The organism is Cesiribacter andamanensis AMV16, assembly GCF_000348925.1.
GTDB classification, from domain to species: Bacteria; Bacteroidota; Bacteroidia; order Cytophagales; family Cyclobacteriaceae; genus Cesiribacter; species Cesiribacter andamanensis.
Genome location: NZ_AODQ01000014.1, coordinates 29,516 through 46,327 on the forward strand (window position 1 = coordinate 29,516; position 16,812 = coordinate 46,327).

Sequence of the window (16,812 nt, forward strand, 5' to 3'; positions counted from 1 at the left end):
AGTGCTACTACACCAGTGTATAGGGGTTAAGATCTGATTCACAGATAAACTACTCTTTAATCTGCCGATTGCATGCCATCTCCTATTACACAGAGATTTAGACGTTATCCGTATGCTCCCTTCATACCGCTGGTATTGATTGGCAAAGACTTAGGGATACTTCTGCTGATTCTGGACTGGCTTGGTTCTTTAGTTCCAGACCTGCTGCTGGCGGATCCGGCCAACGAACTTCTGGCTATCAGCATTGCCCTTTCCTGGGTGGTGGCCGGACTGCTGACAGGCTCCTACCAGATCGATAACCTGGACCGCATCCATAAGATCATTATCCGGTCCATGCTGTCTGCCATCCTCTACTATGGGCTGATCTTCCTGATGATTGGCCTGCGTACCGGAGCTATGGTCCCCGCCGGTGAATCGCTGCTGATCTTTTTTGCTACCTTTCTTCCCCTTGTGCTCCTTAAGGTCTTTTTACACCGGCTGATTCGGGTCCTGAGCCAGCTCTATCCAAGCCGTAAAAATGCCATCATCATTGGCCGCACCCCCAGGGGGAAGGAGCTGAGCCGTCACTTTCTCATGACCACCTCCCTGCCCATCCAGTACCTGGGCTATTTCAGCAATACTCCCGCTACCCATGAAGAGGATATACCCTTCTATTTGGGCGCGCTGAAAGATGTAAAAGAATATTGCCTGGAGAAGGATGTAAAGGAGATCTATTATGCGCTGGACCAGCAGCGGCAGTACTTTAAAGAGCTGATGGACTTTGCCGACCAGCATTTTATCTTTCTGGGCATTGTGCCAGACATGGACGGCATGGATTTCAGCCGCCGGGTAGACACCATGCTTTACAATGACAGCCGCATTCCGGTAATTGCCTCACGCAGGGTACCCCTTCGGCTGGAGCAAAACCAGGAAATGAAGCGGGCCTTTGATGTGGTCTTTTCCGCCATAGTACTGCTGATCCTATCCCTTACGCTGTTCCCCTTCATTGCCCTGGCCATCAAATTGAGCTCCCCCGGTCCCATCTTCTTTAAGCAGCTTCGTCCGGGCCGCAACAATAAGCTTTTCTGGTGCTACAAGTTCCGGACCATGCGGGTGAACAATGAGGACCAGAAGCAGGCCACAAAGAACGACAGCCGCATCACCCGGATAGGCGCCTTCCTGCGCAAGACCAGCCTGGACGAACTTCCACAATTTTATAATGTACTGAAAGGTGAAATGTCGGTGGTGGGCCCACGCCCCAACCTGGTGGTGCACCTGCAGGAATATCCTAAAGAGATCAAAGAATATTCACTCCGACACTGGGTAACCCCCGGCATTACCGGCTTTGCCCAGGTAAGCGGTTACCGAGGGGAAACCCGGGAAACCATTCTGATGCAGAAGCGTGTGGACCACGACCTGCAGTACATTGAGAACTGGAGCCTGGGCCTGGACATGAAGATTATTGGCAAAACGGTTGTAAACATGGTAAAGGGCGAAAAGGAAGCCTACTAGGCTACCTCCCTTCCCTTTCTCAAACTCCTCTCTAAGATGCTGACAAAAGTAAAAGTAGTAGATACCTGGGTCACCACAGCCCCCTACAAGGACTATATCAGTGAAATCCTGGAGCTGGCAGCGGCCAGAAAATCCTCCTACGTATGCTGCGCCAATGTGCACATGCTGATGGAAGCCTACCAGAAACCTGCCTTCAAGCAGGTGGTCAACCGGGCCGACATTGTCACTCCGGATGGCCGGCCCCTCTCCATCCTGATGAACCTGCAGTACAAGCTAAAGCAGGAACGGGCCTGTGGCATGGACCTATTTCCTGACATACTCAGGGACGCAGGCAAAAGGGGGCTATCAGTCTTCTTTTACGGCTCTACCAATGAGGTACTGGCTGCCATTACCCAAAAAGCAAAAGCAGAATTTGCCGGCCTTCGCATCGCCGGCAGTTATTCTCCTCCCTTTCGCCGGCTCACCGCCGAAGAAGACAAACAGGTAGTAAAGATGATCAATGGGTCAGGTGCCCACCTGGTATTCGTATCCCTGGGTTGCCCCAAGCAGGAGAAATGGATGTATGAGCACAAAGGGGTGATCCATGGCTGCATGCTGGGCCTGGGCCAGGCCTTTCTCACCTATGCCGGCCTGGAGAAGCGCCTGCCCAAATGGGCCAGAGACCTATCCCTGGAGTGGGCCTACAGGCTTTATCTGGAACCTGGGAGGCTTTGGAAGCGGTATCTGGTGGGGAATAGCAAGTTTTTATGGCTGGCGGGGAGAAGTCTGGTGCTACAAAAAAATTTGAAATGAGAGATTGATTTTTGTGTGTGATGATGACCATGACGATTACTCCTTCTTTTGCTGTCCTGCTGACCTGCTTTAACCGTAAGGCCCATACCCTGGCCTGCCTGGAAAAGCTCTATGCACAAACCGCCGACCTGAGCCGTATGGCGGTTTATCTGGTAGACGACGGTTCTACTGACGGTACAGCCCAGGCCGTGGCTACAGCTTTTCCAAAGGTAAAGCTGCTACAGGGATCGGGTGCCCTTTACTGGAACAGGGGCATGCACCTGGCGTTTGCCACGGCCGCCAGCACCGGCTATGACTACTACCTGTGGCTGAATGATGATACCTACCTCTACCCAACGGCTCTGCAAGATCTTTTAGCCACCCATCAGGGGCTAACCAAAAAAGAAACTATCCTGGTAGGCAGCACCCAGGATGCGACGAGCGGAGAACTTACCTATGGCGGATACCGGCGTAGTAGTCGCTGGCACCCCTTTCGCTATCACTTACTGGAGCCTTCCCCTTCCAACCCTCTCCCTTGTGATACAATGTGTGGTAACTGTGTGCTGATACCCCGGGAAGTGGTAGCCAAAATAGGCATTATCAACCCCGACTACCACCATCGGTGGGGCGATGTAGATTATGGCCTGCGGGCCAGGCGCATAGGCTGTTCGCTCCTGGTGGCACCAGGCTATGTGGGCGCCTGCAGTTTCAATCCCCAAAGCAATATTTGGGAAAACAGAAGCTTGCCGGTTGCCGCACGCCTTAAGGCAGTAAACACAATAAAGGGGCTTCACAAAAGAGACTGGAAGCGCTACACCAGGCAATTTGGGGGCTTTTTCTGGATCTTCTTTTGGCTTAGCCCCTATGCCAGAATACTTGCCACCTCTTTATTGCCCGGAAAGAAATAGATTGTTGAGCAAGCATCTGCAGAGGCTGCGGTAGACCTATCCTACATCTCTACAGAAAGCTTCTTTGACTGCATCCCCATAATTGTTTCAAAGTGGATTTTATGTCACATACCCCTACTTCAACAGGCGTTTTTATTTCCTGGCTGGCATTTCAGAGAAGATCAGAAACATTGGCACAGGATCTTAACCTGCAGCTAGCGTATTTTCATTATAGCTGGGAAGAGAAGCATAAAGCGCTAAAAGCCCTGTCCTATCTGTGCAAGTTTGTCGCTACCCTATGGTTTCTGATAAGAAAAAAGCCCCATGTAGTATTTGTGCAGCTGGCCCCTACTCCTGCCTTATATGCGGTGGCCTTGTATGCTTTCTTTACAGGGGTGCAGTATATCTCGGATTGCCACAACACCATGCTTTATGATGGCCACTGGCTGCACTGGCCCCTGGCTAAAAAACTGCTGAAGCGCTCCAGCCTGGTGCTGGTGCATAACGAAGAGGTAAAAGCCGTTGCTGACAAACTGGGTATTATGTCTATTATTTATATGGACCCTCCGCCAGCGATCGTGCCTGATAGATCCATTCAGCAGGTGGCAGGCATCAATCTGAAAACAGATCGCTACATTTTGCTGCCCTGCAACATGGCCGCAGACGATGAGCCTGCAGAGGCTTTCTTTGCTGCTGCTCGTCAGTTGTCTCATATACGGTTTGTACTTACCGGATATATCGAAAAAATACCTGCCTACCTAAGGCCGCAGGCTCCAGCAAATGTACACTATACCGGCTTTCTGGCTGAAGATGCCTTTAATGCACTGTATGCCCATGCTCATGCAGCCATTGTCTTATCTACGCGGGAGGGCACGCAACCCAGTGGTGCCTCTGAAGCCATTGCCCTTGGCATTCCACTGCTGGTAACAGACCTGCTCACTACCCGGAAAATCTACAAAGATTGGGTAATGTTTACCCGTAATACGGCCGATTCCCTGGTACAGCACATTGGTGCTTTGCTGGAACATCGGGAGCAGTATGCCAGCCGTATTGCCTTTGCCAGGCTAAGCATCGAAAAGCAAACAAATGCACAACGCTTAAAGCTCCAGGAATGCCTACATTCCCTGAACACTCAGGACCTTTCAACAGCAACTCATTAAGCTTTCTTCTTTCAGCACATCAGTTAAAAACGTAAACTATGCGCGTTCTGATATCGGCCTATCATTGTGATCCTACCAAAGGGGGTGAGTTTTACCGAAGTTGTGTCTGGATTCGGCACTACGTGGAGCAAGGCTTTGAGGTAGTGTGCCTAACCAACCAAAAGGATCGGAAAGTGCTGGAAAACTGGTCAGAAAAGCCAGCGGCCTGCCACTTTGAATACGTACCTGTGCCTGGTTGGCTGGAGCGCATTTATGTAAATACGGCTGGTGTCTATATCCATTATCTGGCATGGCAACAGTTGGCTGTTAAAAAAGCCAAACAGTTGCACCATTTACAGCCTTTTGATCTGGTCCACCATACCAGCTATGGCAGCTTACAACTGGGAACCGGCATGTGGAAGCTTGGCATTCCCCTGATCATAGGTCCGCTGGGGGGCGGTCAGTTTGCTCCAAAGGCATTCAAACCTTACTTTCAGGAAGGTTGGAGAACCGAAATACTCAGAAAAGGGATAAGCAACCTTTTAATGCGGTTCAACCCCAATGTAAGCAATGCGCTGAGGGCTGCCAGGCTTGTACTAACAGAAAATTATGAAACAGAAGCCTTAGCCAGGAAATTCGGTGCTACCAACACCAAACTCCTTATGGATGCTGATTTTCCAGATCGAAGCTTCCACATGGAAGAGAAATCAGACCAGGAAAACGAATTCAAAATCTTATGGGTAGGGCGTCTTTTCCATAGAAAAGGGTTGCTTTTAGCCTTAGAAGCGCTAAAGCTGATAAAACCGAAACTAAACTTTAAACTAACGATCATAGGAGATGGTCCGGTTAGCAAGCACTTACCAGGATGGCTGCAGAAACTAGAGCTTAAAGAAAGAGTTAATTGGGTAGGACAATTGCCGTGGGAAGAAGTCAAAAAACATTATCAAACGAATGACCTTTTTTATTTACCAGCTTACGAGAATCTTCTGGCGCTCAACTATTTGAAGCCATGTCATTCGGTTTACCTATTGTAACATTAGACCATTTTGGCGCAAGAGCGCTTTTGCAGAACAACGTTTGTATAAAAGTAGCTGTAACAGCGCCTAGCGAAACTACCCATTTACTCGCAGAGGCTATCTATACCTATAGCCAAAACAGTACCCTCAAAATGCAGCATAGCAAAAACGCTTATCTCTATATGAAGCATGAATATAGGGAACAGATACCCAAGCTGATAGAAAGTTTGCATATTACTACACCGGCTTTAGCTAAAATCATCTGACTCCATTCTTCAAGGAAATGCGCATTGTTTTCATTACTCATTATCAGGACTTGTATGGAGCCAATAAATCGCTGTTAAATACAATAGTAGTGCTTCAAGCTAAACATCATCAATGCCTAGTGATATGCCCCAGAGAGGGCGAATTCAGTGCAGTTTTAAGAGAGAAACAAATAGATCAGATAAGTGGGTACTATTTTACAGGCTTGGACTATAAATCCACCACTGACTTAATTAAAGTTCCTTATCGCTTCCTGCTATCCCTCATAACACTAAAGAAACTCACAAAAAAGGTAAAGAGATTTGATCCCGATATTGTTTACAGCAATAGTTCGGTAATTTGGATCGGGAAAGCACTGGCTTCTGTAATAAAAAGACCTCACATCTGGCACATACGCGAATTTGGCTTAGAGGATTACGGGTTTAAGAGAATTGGCGGACAACCCCTTTTCAATCACATGCTAAACAACTCCAGTGCTGTTATAGCTATTTCAAAAGCTATTGAAGCAAGACTTTTAAAGCTGGTAAACCCAAAGCTTAAACATCAAATTTACAATGGAATAATTGCCGAATCTGAATTAAGCAGTATTAGTAAAAATCCCACCTATTCACCATTCACCTTTTGTATGGCTGGACTTTTAGTAGCAGGTAAAGGATATGAAGATGCAATCAAAGCAATGGCAATACTATGCAAAAGAAATGCCAATGTGCACTTACTCATAGCCGGAAAAGGACAGGGAGGAGATAATTATGAAAACTTATTAAAAGATCTCTCCACAAGCTTAGGTATTAGCAATAAGGTCACCTTTACAGGATATATTAAAGACATGGCAACCATTTATCAGGCAAGTGATTGTCTTCTGATGTGTTCTAGGAACGAAGGCTTGGGCAGGGTTACCATTGAGGCAATGGCTAAGGGACTACCTGTTATTGGCTTTAAGGGTGGAGCTACACCAGAGATAGTTAAGCATGAATCTAATGGCTATTTATATAAGGGGAGCCCAGAAGAGCTTGCTTCGTATATGCAGCGAATTATTAGCTGCCCATTTTATTCCTCCCTAAGTTTAAATGCTATCAACACAGTAAGAGAACACTTTACTCTTGATTCATACTCCTCGAAAATAAATTCGGTATTAAAAGAAGTACAAAGCTGCTGTCTTATTAAAACAACATAAAGAATAATAAATGAATATCGTATAAATGGAGAAAATTGGGGAATTTATGATAAATGGCAAGGACAAGTTACTCAGTTGCAATAGGAAAAATTTTGCATATATTATATTTTATGGAACTGGACAATTAAGCATGTACTAAAAGTTTATTAGAATCTTGCTTCTTCATTATTGATCGTACCTTTTCAATATAAACATTGTAGGAGAAAAGAAAGAAAAAGGCATTCGCCCAAGTCTTTGATAAGTCTTCTATAGATAGTCTAAGGGGTAAACTAATCTTAGGTCCCACTATATCTACAAATACCATCACAACAAAGAGAGCAGAAGCAATAATTAATGGGAGTTGAACCTTCTTTGGTTTAGAAAGCATATGCCCATACCTGAAAAGAAGATAAATTTGTAAAAGCCCCAACATCGGCAAAATCATGTCGCCATGGTATCTGATGATAGGATCAACATCATGAACTTGAAATCTCTCATCTATCGCAAGATATATAAAGAGGATGATTTGAGAATAGTAAAATATTTTTTCGTCTTTTTGGGACTCATTTTTTATAAAAGCTAAACATAATAGAAAAACAACAGCGGTAGAACCCAGAAAGAAAGCACTTAAAGAAGTATTAACTCCATATCCATAAACTTCACCTGTGATATCTGTATAGAAAGGCCTCACATACTTTTCAGAGGTAAGCGTATGTGTTACTAACAATAAAATACTATATACAATCAGAAGAATACTTATAAATAACTGAATGTTATTCTTTTTCATATATATATATATGCTTAAATAAAATATTCACTTTTATTTTATCCGCAAGAATTTTAACTCCTGTCTACTGTCAGTTAGCTTACTGATAAAGATTTTCTGTAGGACCCTTCCCTCGCTGCTTCCGCGTTATCCAGAAATAAATCCAAAATTGGACTGGCCAATTGAATATTTTTCAGCTACAGCCTGGGTGAAAAAGTTATACAGAACACCACAGCAATAGCCTCCATATAAGTTGTTTCTGCTAGTGTTGCAACTCCCACCGTCCACTGGCAGTAAGATGTGTATGCAGTTCAGCTATTCTATACTTAACCCTAAATCACACCTACACAATCATTTCTTTTTTATCACACGATACCTTCTCAAACTTTCCTAACAGTTGCTCGGTCTCAGCATGCTTTAGATATTCATTGTAAAGAATAGTGGATAAAATTAATACCCCCAAAAAAATAAATAGGTAAACGCGATTATAAGTGCCATATATAGATTCCGTTGTGCCTGATAGTACATAATATAAGACATATCCCATCGGAACAACTGCAAATCTAAAATGCTGGCTATATATATAGTACAACTGTTTTAATACTATAGTAAGTAAGAGAATTAAACATAGCGCACCCAAATAGCCCATATCAAACAATATTTGTAAGAAGTTATTATGTGTTACTGTAAATTTCTTCATGGGATCAAGTCCGAAAAGTCTCCAATATTTTTTTGAAACTCCTGCAGCGTAATGTCCATTTTCTCCATAGCCAAAAAAATGGTTTGGCTTAAAGTTTGAAAGTTCTTCTATGCAATGTCTCCATACAATCGCACGCGAGTTGCCAGTAGCAAGATCTTTCTTATCTCTACTTAGAGCATCGCCAATATCAGACTGAGCTAATAAAGGAAGAAGAGCTAAGAATAGAAATGAGAGTACAGGAAAAACAAAGGGAATAATTCTCAGACTACCTAAAAAGGCCATCTTGTGAAGTAAAATAATTATTGTAACAGTTAGTATGCTATTAAAAAAAGTACCTCTTGAATCAGTGAATAGTATGAAGATAAAACATATAACAGACATTAAGGATATACAATATTTTACAAATTTTGTATTCTCTATAAAGTAAAGATATAATATTTGCAACACGAATGTTCCTCCGGTTAGGATACCAATCAAATTAGGATGTATATCTACAAAGGGAATAGCTCTCTTTTTAAATGAAATTCCAATCATACCTAACAACACACCCTCGCTGTTCGTCGGTTCCGACAGAAAATAAAAAATAAAAAAGAAAGTAGAAAAAAGTGATAGCGCAACTATTGTATTACGAAGAACTAATTTACCAGCTTTTTCGAAGTTTTCACATTTAAGAAAGACATACGAATAACTAATATATAGGAATAAACAAAAAAGTACCAAGGAGAATATATCATTAAAAATAGCAACTGTTGAATAGTGGGTATGATGGTTTCTTGCGATAGACAAAGAAGTGAGAAATAAAAGAAAAAAAGTATCAAAAAAGTACTCCATACCTTAATCCGCCCTACATAAATAGTTTTCTTTTTAAACATCGAGAACTGTATGATTGCTACTATTAGCAATAGTATTGGCAGTACTTTCCAAACTTCATTTGTAAAATAAGTTCTTAACTGTAGACATATTAAGAACAGTGTAATATAAACGACCTGTAATCGTATGGCCATACTCATCTTGATAAATTAAATTCAGACAATAGAGGTATAAAGCATAGAAACTTATTCTCCTTTATCCCCACATCTCTGCTGCTCGTCTATTGCATCGATCAACTTCATCTTTTGCAAGCTGCGCATTAATATTCCTTGAGATATTAAACTGGAATAATTACTTAAGGAATGCAACAGCGAAAGGCGAATAGTATAAAGTAGTATAAGTGTCATTACTACCATTTCTCCCCCTTCTTCAATTATTATTCCAAAAGCTTTAAAACCAGTATAAAAATTGAATGGTTCGGGACTAAGTTTATGATACCCTAATGATGCGCCTATAAAATCAACCCCCAAGCCACTTATTTCAGAAGAAGTTTTAAAATAACTGCCAACCATACTGTGCAGCATGTCGATTCCAATGCCAAAAAAACATAAAAAGCCAAACATTAATATATAGTATACAAGTATATATCTATAAACCTTCTTACTTCTCATAAATGAATAAGATATACTTAAAATAAAAGTCCCACCAATAATAAAGCTTACTAATATTTCACCTATATCTTGAGCCTTTAACAGAAAAAATGCGGATAAAGAGAAAATATTCACAAGGAAAGCTCCCATCCTTTCATGAATCTCAAAATAATCATCAAGTAGAACATAACTAAACAGCATTGTCAATATTAGAAAAGACGTCTCATTATATCTGCATAAAATATAAACCAAGGTTATTACAATACTGGCTTCCTTGAGATATTGAAAATATTCTGCATACCCTCCCTCGTGATCAATCATAAAGTTAATACTACCCGATAATAAGAATGTGTGAATAATATGTAAGCATATAAATGAAAAATCCAGAAGCAGAGCTACAGCTAAAAAGATCTTTATTATAGAGTTTACTAGTAACTTTTCATCTGTAGCTACAATCGTTTTGGCAATAACGTTTCCCATTTTTTTATATGAAGAGAGGTTAATAGTAGCAATACAACTGGAAAAGTTAACTTAACACAGACTACGGCTATGAGATATCATTTTATGCTGATATATAGCACTTTAATCAAGCTATCACTTTTTTAAGCTTGGGTTTTCTCAAGTATTTATTTAGCAGATCTTTTGCTACTATTTTATCTTCTGGCAATAGCCCTATTACATATATTAACGATGAACATATTATAAATGAGGCCAGCGACACTATAATAAATCTTAATAATCCATATTCAAATCTTATAGATATACTTAGTAACAATAAATATGAAGTGGCACTCACCAGCAAAACCCGTAATGCTACTTGTCTAATATATGATACATAACACAACTTAATTTGCGTATTTAGGATCCCTAAACGGAAAAAATGGGCAATGGCCAGCAGAATAATCATAATAAAATAAGTTGATTCAGGAGCTAGCCCGTTTGATAATGCTATATAACTAATAGGAAGGCATAGTAACATTATGACTCCAATGATAAATTGATATCTTCGGATATTTCCAGTCGCTTGTACTGCAGTAGATAAAGGTATCTGCAAAGAATTTAATAGACTATAAAGAACCGTCAGTTTTACAAAGATGCTGGTTGAAGGAGGCACTTCCTTCAACCATAAATTCAATATAAAATCGGTCTCTAAAAGAATCGGCATAGAGATCAGCAGAAGAAAGTAAAAACCTATACGAGAACTTTTGAATACCAGCCTTATCATATGTTCATGATAGTGCATTGCGTATAGCTTTATGACTTGTGGTCTGACCGCTGTATAAAAATTTGATGACACACCGTTTATAGCATTATTAACCTGAAGAGCAATACCCCTTGCTGCATTAACGATGGGACCAAAATATAGATTGAGTAGAAAATTTATTCCTTGATCGAATGATATTGTAGTTAAAGAACCAAAAAGATTCCAACCTGAAAAGCTCAGAAATTGCGAGACTATCTTCTTATCAAAAGAATACGTATAGGTACATTCTACAAATTTTCTTCTACAGTATATATAATAAGCTATTGTAACAATTGCATTCAATAAAAGGGATAAAACGCCATATAAAATTAACTTATCTCCAGGAAGCGCTATCAGTAGAAATACTACGCTTAATCTTAATACTGACTCTAATAAACTCAGATAAGCAAAAACAGACATTCTTTCATGGGCGATCAATATCGACTGATAAGGAACGGCAATGATGTTTATTATAAATGTGAGAACTGTGAAGTGATATACATAATTTGCTGCTATCAAACGTTCACTAGGTAGTGTCAAGTAGGTATTCATAATACCCAATCCCACCGTTTCTGCTAAGACTAGAATGAATCCTGCTAAAAAGCAGAAGACAGTCACATTTGTATTGAATACTTTATTCAGTCGATTTTGGTCATCATTCCCCAGCTCAAAAGATAAAAAGCGCTGAGAAGCAGAAGTCATTGCAAGCGTAATGAATGAGAACGATGTAACCACACTGCTTACTACATTGAAGATTCCATAATCTTCTACGCCTAAAGTACTCAAAACAATCCTAACCGTATATAAAGATACTCCCATCATGAGGACCATCCTTATATAAAGCATCAAGGTGTTTTTTGCTAATAACCTGTTTTTTTCGGGTGTCAAAATTTATAATGATTTACACCTAAGGACTTCTTTAAGCCTATGGTTTGCACTTCAGGAAATGTACTTGTATCATGAAGAATACCGCTTGAAGCTACAACTCCATTTTCAAGTTATTTAAGAGCTATTAGTAGAAAAACCATTTTAGACTATACCCATACTTTATATTTAAAGCAGATTATCTTGCTTAGCAAAGTTATAGTGAAGGTTCTGAACATATTCAATCAATTCTTCAGCAGTCTTGTATCCTTTTACTATCAACTAAACTTTACATGAGTCATAGACAAGATAGCGAGTGCCCTTTTTGCAAATAGTATATTTATCTAGTATACTTTAACTTATAATAGCCTTTATATTCTTCTGCCTGATCTGCCCCATTATATATAATACCGCATTTTAGTGAATGCCTTTCAACCAAGCGAGAGAGTCTTTGTACTTCATCTTTCTTTGTATAATCCTGTCGTACTACTAATAAAGTGTAGTCAACATGAATAGCCAATTGTAAATAATCGGCAATTACTCCAACTGGTGGAGTATCGAGAATAATTAAAGAATATTGATCTTTTAAGGCGATTAGTAATTGTGCCAGACGGTTATGACTTAATAAATCAGAAGACCCTTGCTCAATTCTGCCCGCACCAATGAAATCTAAATTCTCATAGGCTGTTTTATGTAATTGGGGTTTGCTTCCATCAACTAAATATTCTCCTAAACCAGTTGTAATATCTATATCCAATCTACTTGACAGTGCCGGTCGATGTAAATCTGCATCGATCAATAGAGTTTTGTTTCCTGAGTGAGCAAAAGTTATTGCTAAGTTCAGGGCACAGAATGTTTTACCCTCTCCGCTTTTAGCAGAACTTACACCTATAATTTTCAATGAATTATTTCTTCCTATAAAATCAATATGGTGCCGTATATAACGAAACGCATGAGCCAAGTAACTCTCTCTAGAATAGGCATTCTTCAGCTCCTTTCCATTCAATTTCGCTATTCTCTCTACCAAAGGAATTTTTGTCCAATTTTCCAGCTGTGAATAACTCTCCAAACTTGTTTGAAAGAATTCACTCACCAAACCAATTCCTATAGGAATCATGAAGCCACTGAACAAAGCTATAAGTAGAATCAAAATGGTGTTCGGACTTATTGGCTGCTTATCAAGCAAACGCGGAAAATCAATTATACTTTTATCAGGTACGTTCGAAGCAATGGCGATTCCTGCCTCAGCCCTTTTTTGCAGCAGGTAATTATAGATATTGTCATTGAACTTGAAGCGCCTGTTAATGTCTGTAAGATTGCGCTCATTTTCCGGAAGACGGCTTATCATTCCTTTAAGCTCTCCGATACGCCGGTTGCTTTCCTGAAGGGCTATTTTGTTGGAGCCAATCAGATTATCAATATTATCAATAAGGGCTTGTTTGGTTGAGCGAATCTTTTTTTCCAGTACCTGCAGCACTGGATTCTGCTTACTTGAACTAAAGTCTTTGGATATCTTCTCCTCATTTAGTGCCGATAGCTGCATGAGCAGGTTATTGAGCAGATGGTCCTGGATACCAACAGACGAAGGAGCCATAATATCACTTACATCATCATTACGGGCCAGATAGTCTGACATATAGAGGTAATACTTGTTCTGTACCTGTAACTGGGCCTGCTTTTCTTCCAGAGAAAATAACTGATCGGCAAGTGTATTAGAGGTACGCTGAATATCCACTATATTACTCCTGGAGCGAAAGCTTTCCAGGGAGCTCTCGGCTCGGCGTAGCGAATCACTTACTCCCTGCAACTGGGTATCAATAAAAGAAATGGTTCTCTCTCCCAGACGGTTCTTCTTTTTTAGATCATTGTTGATATAGGTTGCCCCTAGAGAGGCCAGAAAACGGATGTCTTTTTGAGGCACCCTGCTTTTTAGACTCAGCTTTACAATGTTGGAGTTTTCAGAGATCTGTTCGTACTGAAGCGATTTGCGGTAATAATTGGCAATATCGTTAAGGCTTGACAACGAAATATAATAGCTACTCCCCACTTGAGCCACCGTAGGCGACACATTGCTGACAGAGAATTTAAAATAAGGGGTTATCAAGGGCTGGTTTATTGAAAGTATTGTATCCAGCTCATAGATTATTTCTTTAGAAACTACTTGGCGCGTATAAGGATGATATAGATAGCTAGCTTCAGGCTTGGTACTAACTCTAACCCGAAACTGTTCGGCACTAATAAATTCCAGAAAAATGGGAGTATAGATCAACTGCCAGGCGCCTGTATCAATTTTCACCTCAAAGGGGGCAGGGTACATCTCTTTTGCCACTACTTTCCCTGATTTACCCAACACACTCGGATAATGGTAATACGAGACTTCCATATCTAGCCCTATAAGACTCTGAGAGATAGTAGAAAATGAGGTGAGAATTCCAATCTCATCTTCCAATTCTGATCCCGAACTTAGAAGCTCAAAGCCGCTAAGCAATTTTGCCTGGCTACTCCCTTTTTCAGTTAGGCTCTGGTCCTTAAGTTGAATGGTCGTGCCTACCGGGTATTCCTTTTCTGTTGTGGCCAGATAAAAGCCAGCCGCTCCCAGGCATACTGTCAGGGATAGAACAAACCAATACCACTTTTTCAGCAGTTTCGCTACAAATACCTCCAGATCAATTTCTTCCATGACCGTACTGTTACTTAAGATAGTTTAAGATCAGAATCGTAGTAGAGACAGCGCCGAATAAGACGCTTAAGGTGCTAAATGTTCCAACGTTGCCCCGACGAGCCTTTGCTCTAAGAGGCTGCACGTACAGAACATCATTTGGCTGCAGGTAGAAGAATTCAGATGAAAGTAATTTGGGGTCTTTTAGATCAATCAGAACAGCTCCTACTCCTTGCTCGGTTTGGCGTAGCAGTGTAATATTCCCCCGATTGCCAAAATCGGTCAAATCCCCTGCCATCCCCAAGCCTTCTAGTACGTTTGCCTGATTGTTGTAGATATAAAAGTGCCCTGGATGCTTGACTTCGCCTAAAACGGTAATTTTGAAGCTTACAAGCTTGACCACTATATTGGCTTTATTGAGATATACCCCTACTGCCTCCTGTATTTTATCCTGCGCTTCAGCTACGGTAAACCCCCCGACCTTTACTGCCCCTATTTCAGGCAACATAATAAGCCCTTCGCTATCAATAGAATAACTGTTTAGATAAACACTAAGCTGATTAACATTCAGCATGCTATTGTTAGGCTGCAAGTTGAAGTATTCAGATGATTCTGTATCCAGTGTTTTAATTCTAACGGAGACAATATCTTGAGGCTGAAGCTTGTAGCTTCCTGCCTTGTTATGTATTGTGGTAAGCTCCTCCGTATTGAAATTGGTATCTGGGAAATATATCATCTTTTTACTAGGCACGCATGAGCATAATAGCGTTACCACACACAGCAACAGGCATAGGCGCCCGGCGTAATTAGAACTTACAAACATAGGGGAGTAGTATTAAATATCTTTAATCAATTAATAAACCGAAAGCAAGATTTACCTAACTAATAAAATAGTAATCTTACTTTGTTAAATAATAGAAGTTTTATCCCTTAATGAGATGTATTTATACAGATTTTTAGCCCATATCATTAAGGTACGATCACATAAAAGGGCACATTATGTGTAGCTACATATTGCAGGCCATCAAAAACCCAGACTATCAGCCGATATCCCCCTTCCCGTTCTGGTGCAACAAAGCGGACAGAAGGACCATTCTGTTCCTCCACTAAGTAATCTAACACGGTGTTAAATTCACCCGGTTTAAAGTTATCCAGTCCCTCAGGCCTGATTTCCCAACAATACTCAAGGTGATGATCAACCGGAGCATGGATAAAGATATAGGCTATATTCACTGACTTGGATCTTAAATAAAGATTGCTGTTAGCAATGGTAGAATTGATGTGAAGTGAATCAACCCGAAGGTGCTGATTATAGTTTTGATGCTCAATTCCCAACCATATTTGCTGAAGAACTTGAACAGATTCTGTTTCATATCCTTCTGGCGAAAACAAGCTGTAAAATGAATAGGTACGCTCATATTTATTGCCCCAATAAAACGCATACCCCCCTACAAAATGGGTGGTATCGCGGGTGGTTACATCCCAGTAATAGGACATCAGCTGTGCTTTACGGGAGCTACTTTCCTCAATAGGCGCCCCCCAATCGGTAGTCGGCGACTCCCACGGGCCTACCGGACCCCATTCACTGAGCAAATAGGCCTTATTCCAGCCAAATGTATCCCTGATCTCCTCTTGCAGCAAAGGCAGGCGCTTAAAGCCATTCACCCCCAGCACATCCACATTCGGGCAAAGCAGCCGCATCAGCCCCCTTCTTTTAAAATTAGGCCCAAGGGGCACGGCCGTCATCACCGGATGATTGGGATCGGTTTCTTTGATCATTTTGGCAATGCGGTCGATGGTGCGCAACACCATGATCTGGTTGCCGCCAAAGAGGTGCACCTCATTGCCCACCCCCCACATCAGCAAGGCGGGGTGATCTTTGTACTGCTCAACCACCTTCCGCAGTTCCTCGATCTTTTCATCAACGGCATCGCCATCCCAGTAGCTAAAGTCATCTCCCCACCACTCATTTCCAACCTCCAGGCCCAGGGTAACGGTGAGGCCATACTGAGCAGCCTCATCCAGGATCCGACCGGCCTCCCGGGTGTTCCAGGTGCGGATGGAATTACCCCCGTATTGGGCAATTTTGTCCAGATAGGCATCACCTGCTGCTCCTTTTATAAAGTAAGGGCTGCCATGCCGGTAGAGAACATAGCGATCACCCTCTTTCCGGACTTCAACCGCAGGATTGGTCGCCAGCGGCTCTCCCTGACAACTGGCAAGAAAAAGAAGTGTAAGTAACACTAAACAAAACCGACCCATGTATGCCATCCTGCTGCAGAGAAATTCAGAGGTGAGTGCTCTAACAAGTGTAATTGATGCACAAATATAAAATTATTTTAGTTAAATTTATAACTATTATAATTTTATCTTACCTTTACAAAAGATAATGCTTCTAT

Annotated in this window: 12 protein-coding genes and 1 pseudogene; 6 read left to right on the forward strand and 7 right to left on the reverse strand. The window is 41.3% G+C overall.

The window, feature by feature from the left end; genetic code table 11:
- Positions 1-135: 135 nt before the first annotated feature.
- The 6 genes and pseudogenes from ADICEAN_RS04340 to ADICEAN_RS20915 all read left to right on the forward strand — a co-directional run bounded on the left by ADICEAN_RS04340 (position 136) and on the right by ADICEAN_RS20915 (position 6,742).
- Positions 136-1,491, forward strand: a complete 1,356-nt coding sequence (locus ADICEAN_RS04340) for an exopolysaccharide biosynthesis polyprenyl glycosylphosphotransferase (protein WP_051068785.1) — start codon at positions 136-138, stop codon at positions 1,489-1,491.
- A 36-nt stretch (positions 1,492-1,527) separates the two neighbouring features.
- Positions 1,528-2,283 carry a WecB/TagA/CpsF family glycosyltransferase gene (locus ADICEAN_RS04345; RefSeq protein WP_009194313.1) on the forward strand — a complete coding sequence of 252 codons (756 nt, stop codon included), beginning with the start codon at positions 1,528-1,530 and terminating at the stop codon, positions 2,281-2,283.
- Positions 2,284-2,312: 29 nt separating this feature from the next.
- Complete coding sequence (locus ADICEAN_RS04350) at positions 2,313-3,170, forward strand: glycosyltransferase family 2 protein (protein WP_051068788.1); 858 nt, start codon at positions 2,313-2,315, stop codon at positions 3,168-3,170.
- A 170-nt stretch (positions 3,171-3,340) separates the two neighbouring features.
- Positions 3,341-4,309 (forward strand): glycosyltransferase, encoded by a 969-nt coding sequence (locus tag ADICEAN_RS04355; protein WP_040396205.1) that lies wholly within the window; start codon positions 3,341-3,343, stop codon positions 4,307-4,309.
- A gap of 674 nt (positions 4,310-4,983) precedes the next feature.
- Positions 4,984-5,570 (forward strand): annotated as a pseudogene (locus tag ADICEAN_RS23830) (glycosyltransferase).
- 17 nt (positions 5,571-5,587) lie between these two features.
- Positions 5,588-6,742 (forward strand): glycosyltransferase family 4 protein, encoded by a 1,155-nt coding sequence (locus ADICEAN_RS20915; protein WP_009194317.1) that lies wholly within the window; start codon positions 5,588-5,590, stop codon positions 6,740-6,742.
- A 124-nt stretch (positions 6,743-6,866) separates the two neighbouring features.
- On the opposite strand, the gene ADICEAN_RS04370 is transcribed toward ADICEAN_RS20915, so the two are convergent.
- The 7 genes from ADICEAN_RS04370 to ADICEAN_RS04400 all read right to left on the reverse strand — a co-directional run bounded on the left by ADICEAN_RS04370 (position 6,867) and on the right by ADICEAN_RS04400 (position 16,657).
- Complete coding sequence (locus ADICEAN_RS04370) at positions 6,867-7,508, reverse strand: hypothetical protein (protein ID WP_009194318.1); 642 nt, start codon at positions 7,506-7,508, stop codon at positions 6,867-6,869.
- A gap of 322 nt (positions 7,509-7,830) precedes the next feature.
- Positions 7,831-9,018 (reverse strand): O-antigen ligase family protein, encoded by a 1,188-nt coding sequence (locus ADICEAN_RS04375; protein WP_009194319.1) that lies wholly within the window; start codon positions 9,016-9,018, stop codon positions 7,831-7,833.
- Positions 9,019-9,242: 224 nt separating this feature from the next.
- Positions 9,243-10,127 carry a hypothetical protein gene (locus ADICEAN_RS04380; RefSeq protein WP_009194320.1) on the reverse strand — a complete coding sequence of 295 codons (885 nt, stop codon included), beginning with the start codon at positions 10,125-10,127 and terminating at the stop codon, positions 9,243-9,245.
- Positions 10,128-10,233: 106 nt separating this feature from the next.
- Entirely contained in the window at positions 10,234-11,778 is a 1,545-nt protein-coding gene (locus ADICEAN_RS04385; RefSeq protein WP_152426314.1) for an oligosaccharide flippase family protein, read from the reverse strand.
- Positions 11,779-12,094: 316 nt separating this feature from the next.
- Entirely contained in the window at positions 12,095-14,434 is a 2,340-nt protein-coding gene (locus ADICEAN_RS04390; RefSeq protein ID WP_009194322.1) for a GumC family protein, read from the reverse strand.
- Between the two features lie 10 nt (positions 14,435-14,444).
- Positions 14,445-15,236 carry a polysaccharide biosynthesis/export family protein gene (locus ADICEAN_RS04395; RefSeq protein WP_009194323.1) on the reverse strand — a complete coding sequence of 264 codons (792 nt, stop codon included), beginning with the start codon at positions 15,234-15,236 and terminating at the stop codon, positions 14,445-14,447.
- Positions 15,237-15,382: 146 nt separating this feature from the next.
- The gene (locus ADICEAN_RS04400) at positions 15,383-16,657 is read right to left on the reverse strand and encodes a glycoside hydrolase family 2 TIM barrel-domain containing protein (protein WP_051068787.1); all 1,275 of its coding nucleotides are present in this window, start codon (positions 16,655-16,657) and stop codon (positions 15,383-15,385) included.
- Positions 16,658-16,812 lie beyond the last annotated feature (155 nt).

Bases quoted from the DNA above. Each gene is read 5' to 3' on its own strand.
- ADICEAN_RS04345 (WP_009194313.1), top strand. From the start codon at position 1,528: ATGCTGACAAAAGTAAAAGTAGTAGATACCTGGGTCACCACAGCCCCC.
- ADICEAN_RS04350 (WP_051068788.1), top strand. From the start codon at position 2,313: ATGACGATTACTCCTTCTTTTGCTGTCCTGCTGACCTGCTTTAACCGT.
- ADICEAN_RS20915 (WP_009194317.1), top strand. From the start codon at position 5,588: ATGCGCATTGTTTTCATTACTCATTATCAGGACTTGTATGGAGCCAAT.
- ADICEAN_RS04370 (WP_009194318.1), bottom strand. From the start codon at position 7,508: ATGAAAAAGAATAACATTCAGTTATTTATAAGTATTCTTCTGATTGTA.
- ADICEAN_RS04375 (WP_009194319.1), bottom strand. From the start codon at position 9,018: ATGGAGTACTTTTTTGATACTTTTTTTCTTTTATTTCTCACTTCTTTG.
- ADICEAN_RS04380 (WP_009194320.1), bottom strand. From the start codon at position 10,127: ATGGGAAACGTTATTGCCAAAACGATTGTAGCTACAGATGAAAAGTTA.
- ADICEAN_RS04390 (WP_009194322.1), bottom strand. From the start codon at position 14,434: ATGGAAGAAATTGATCTGGAGGTATTTGTAGCGAAACTGCTGAAAAAG.
- ADICEAN_RS04395 (WP_009194323.1), bottom strand. From the start codon at position 15,236: ATGTTTGTAAGTTCTAATTACGCCGGGCGCCTATGCCTGTTGCTGTGT.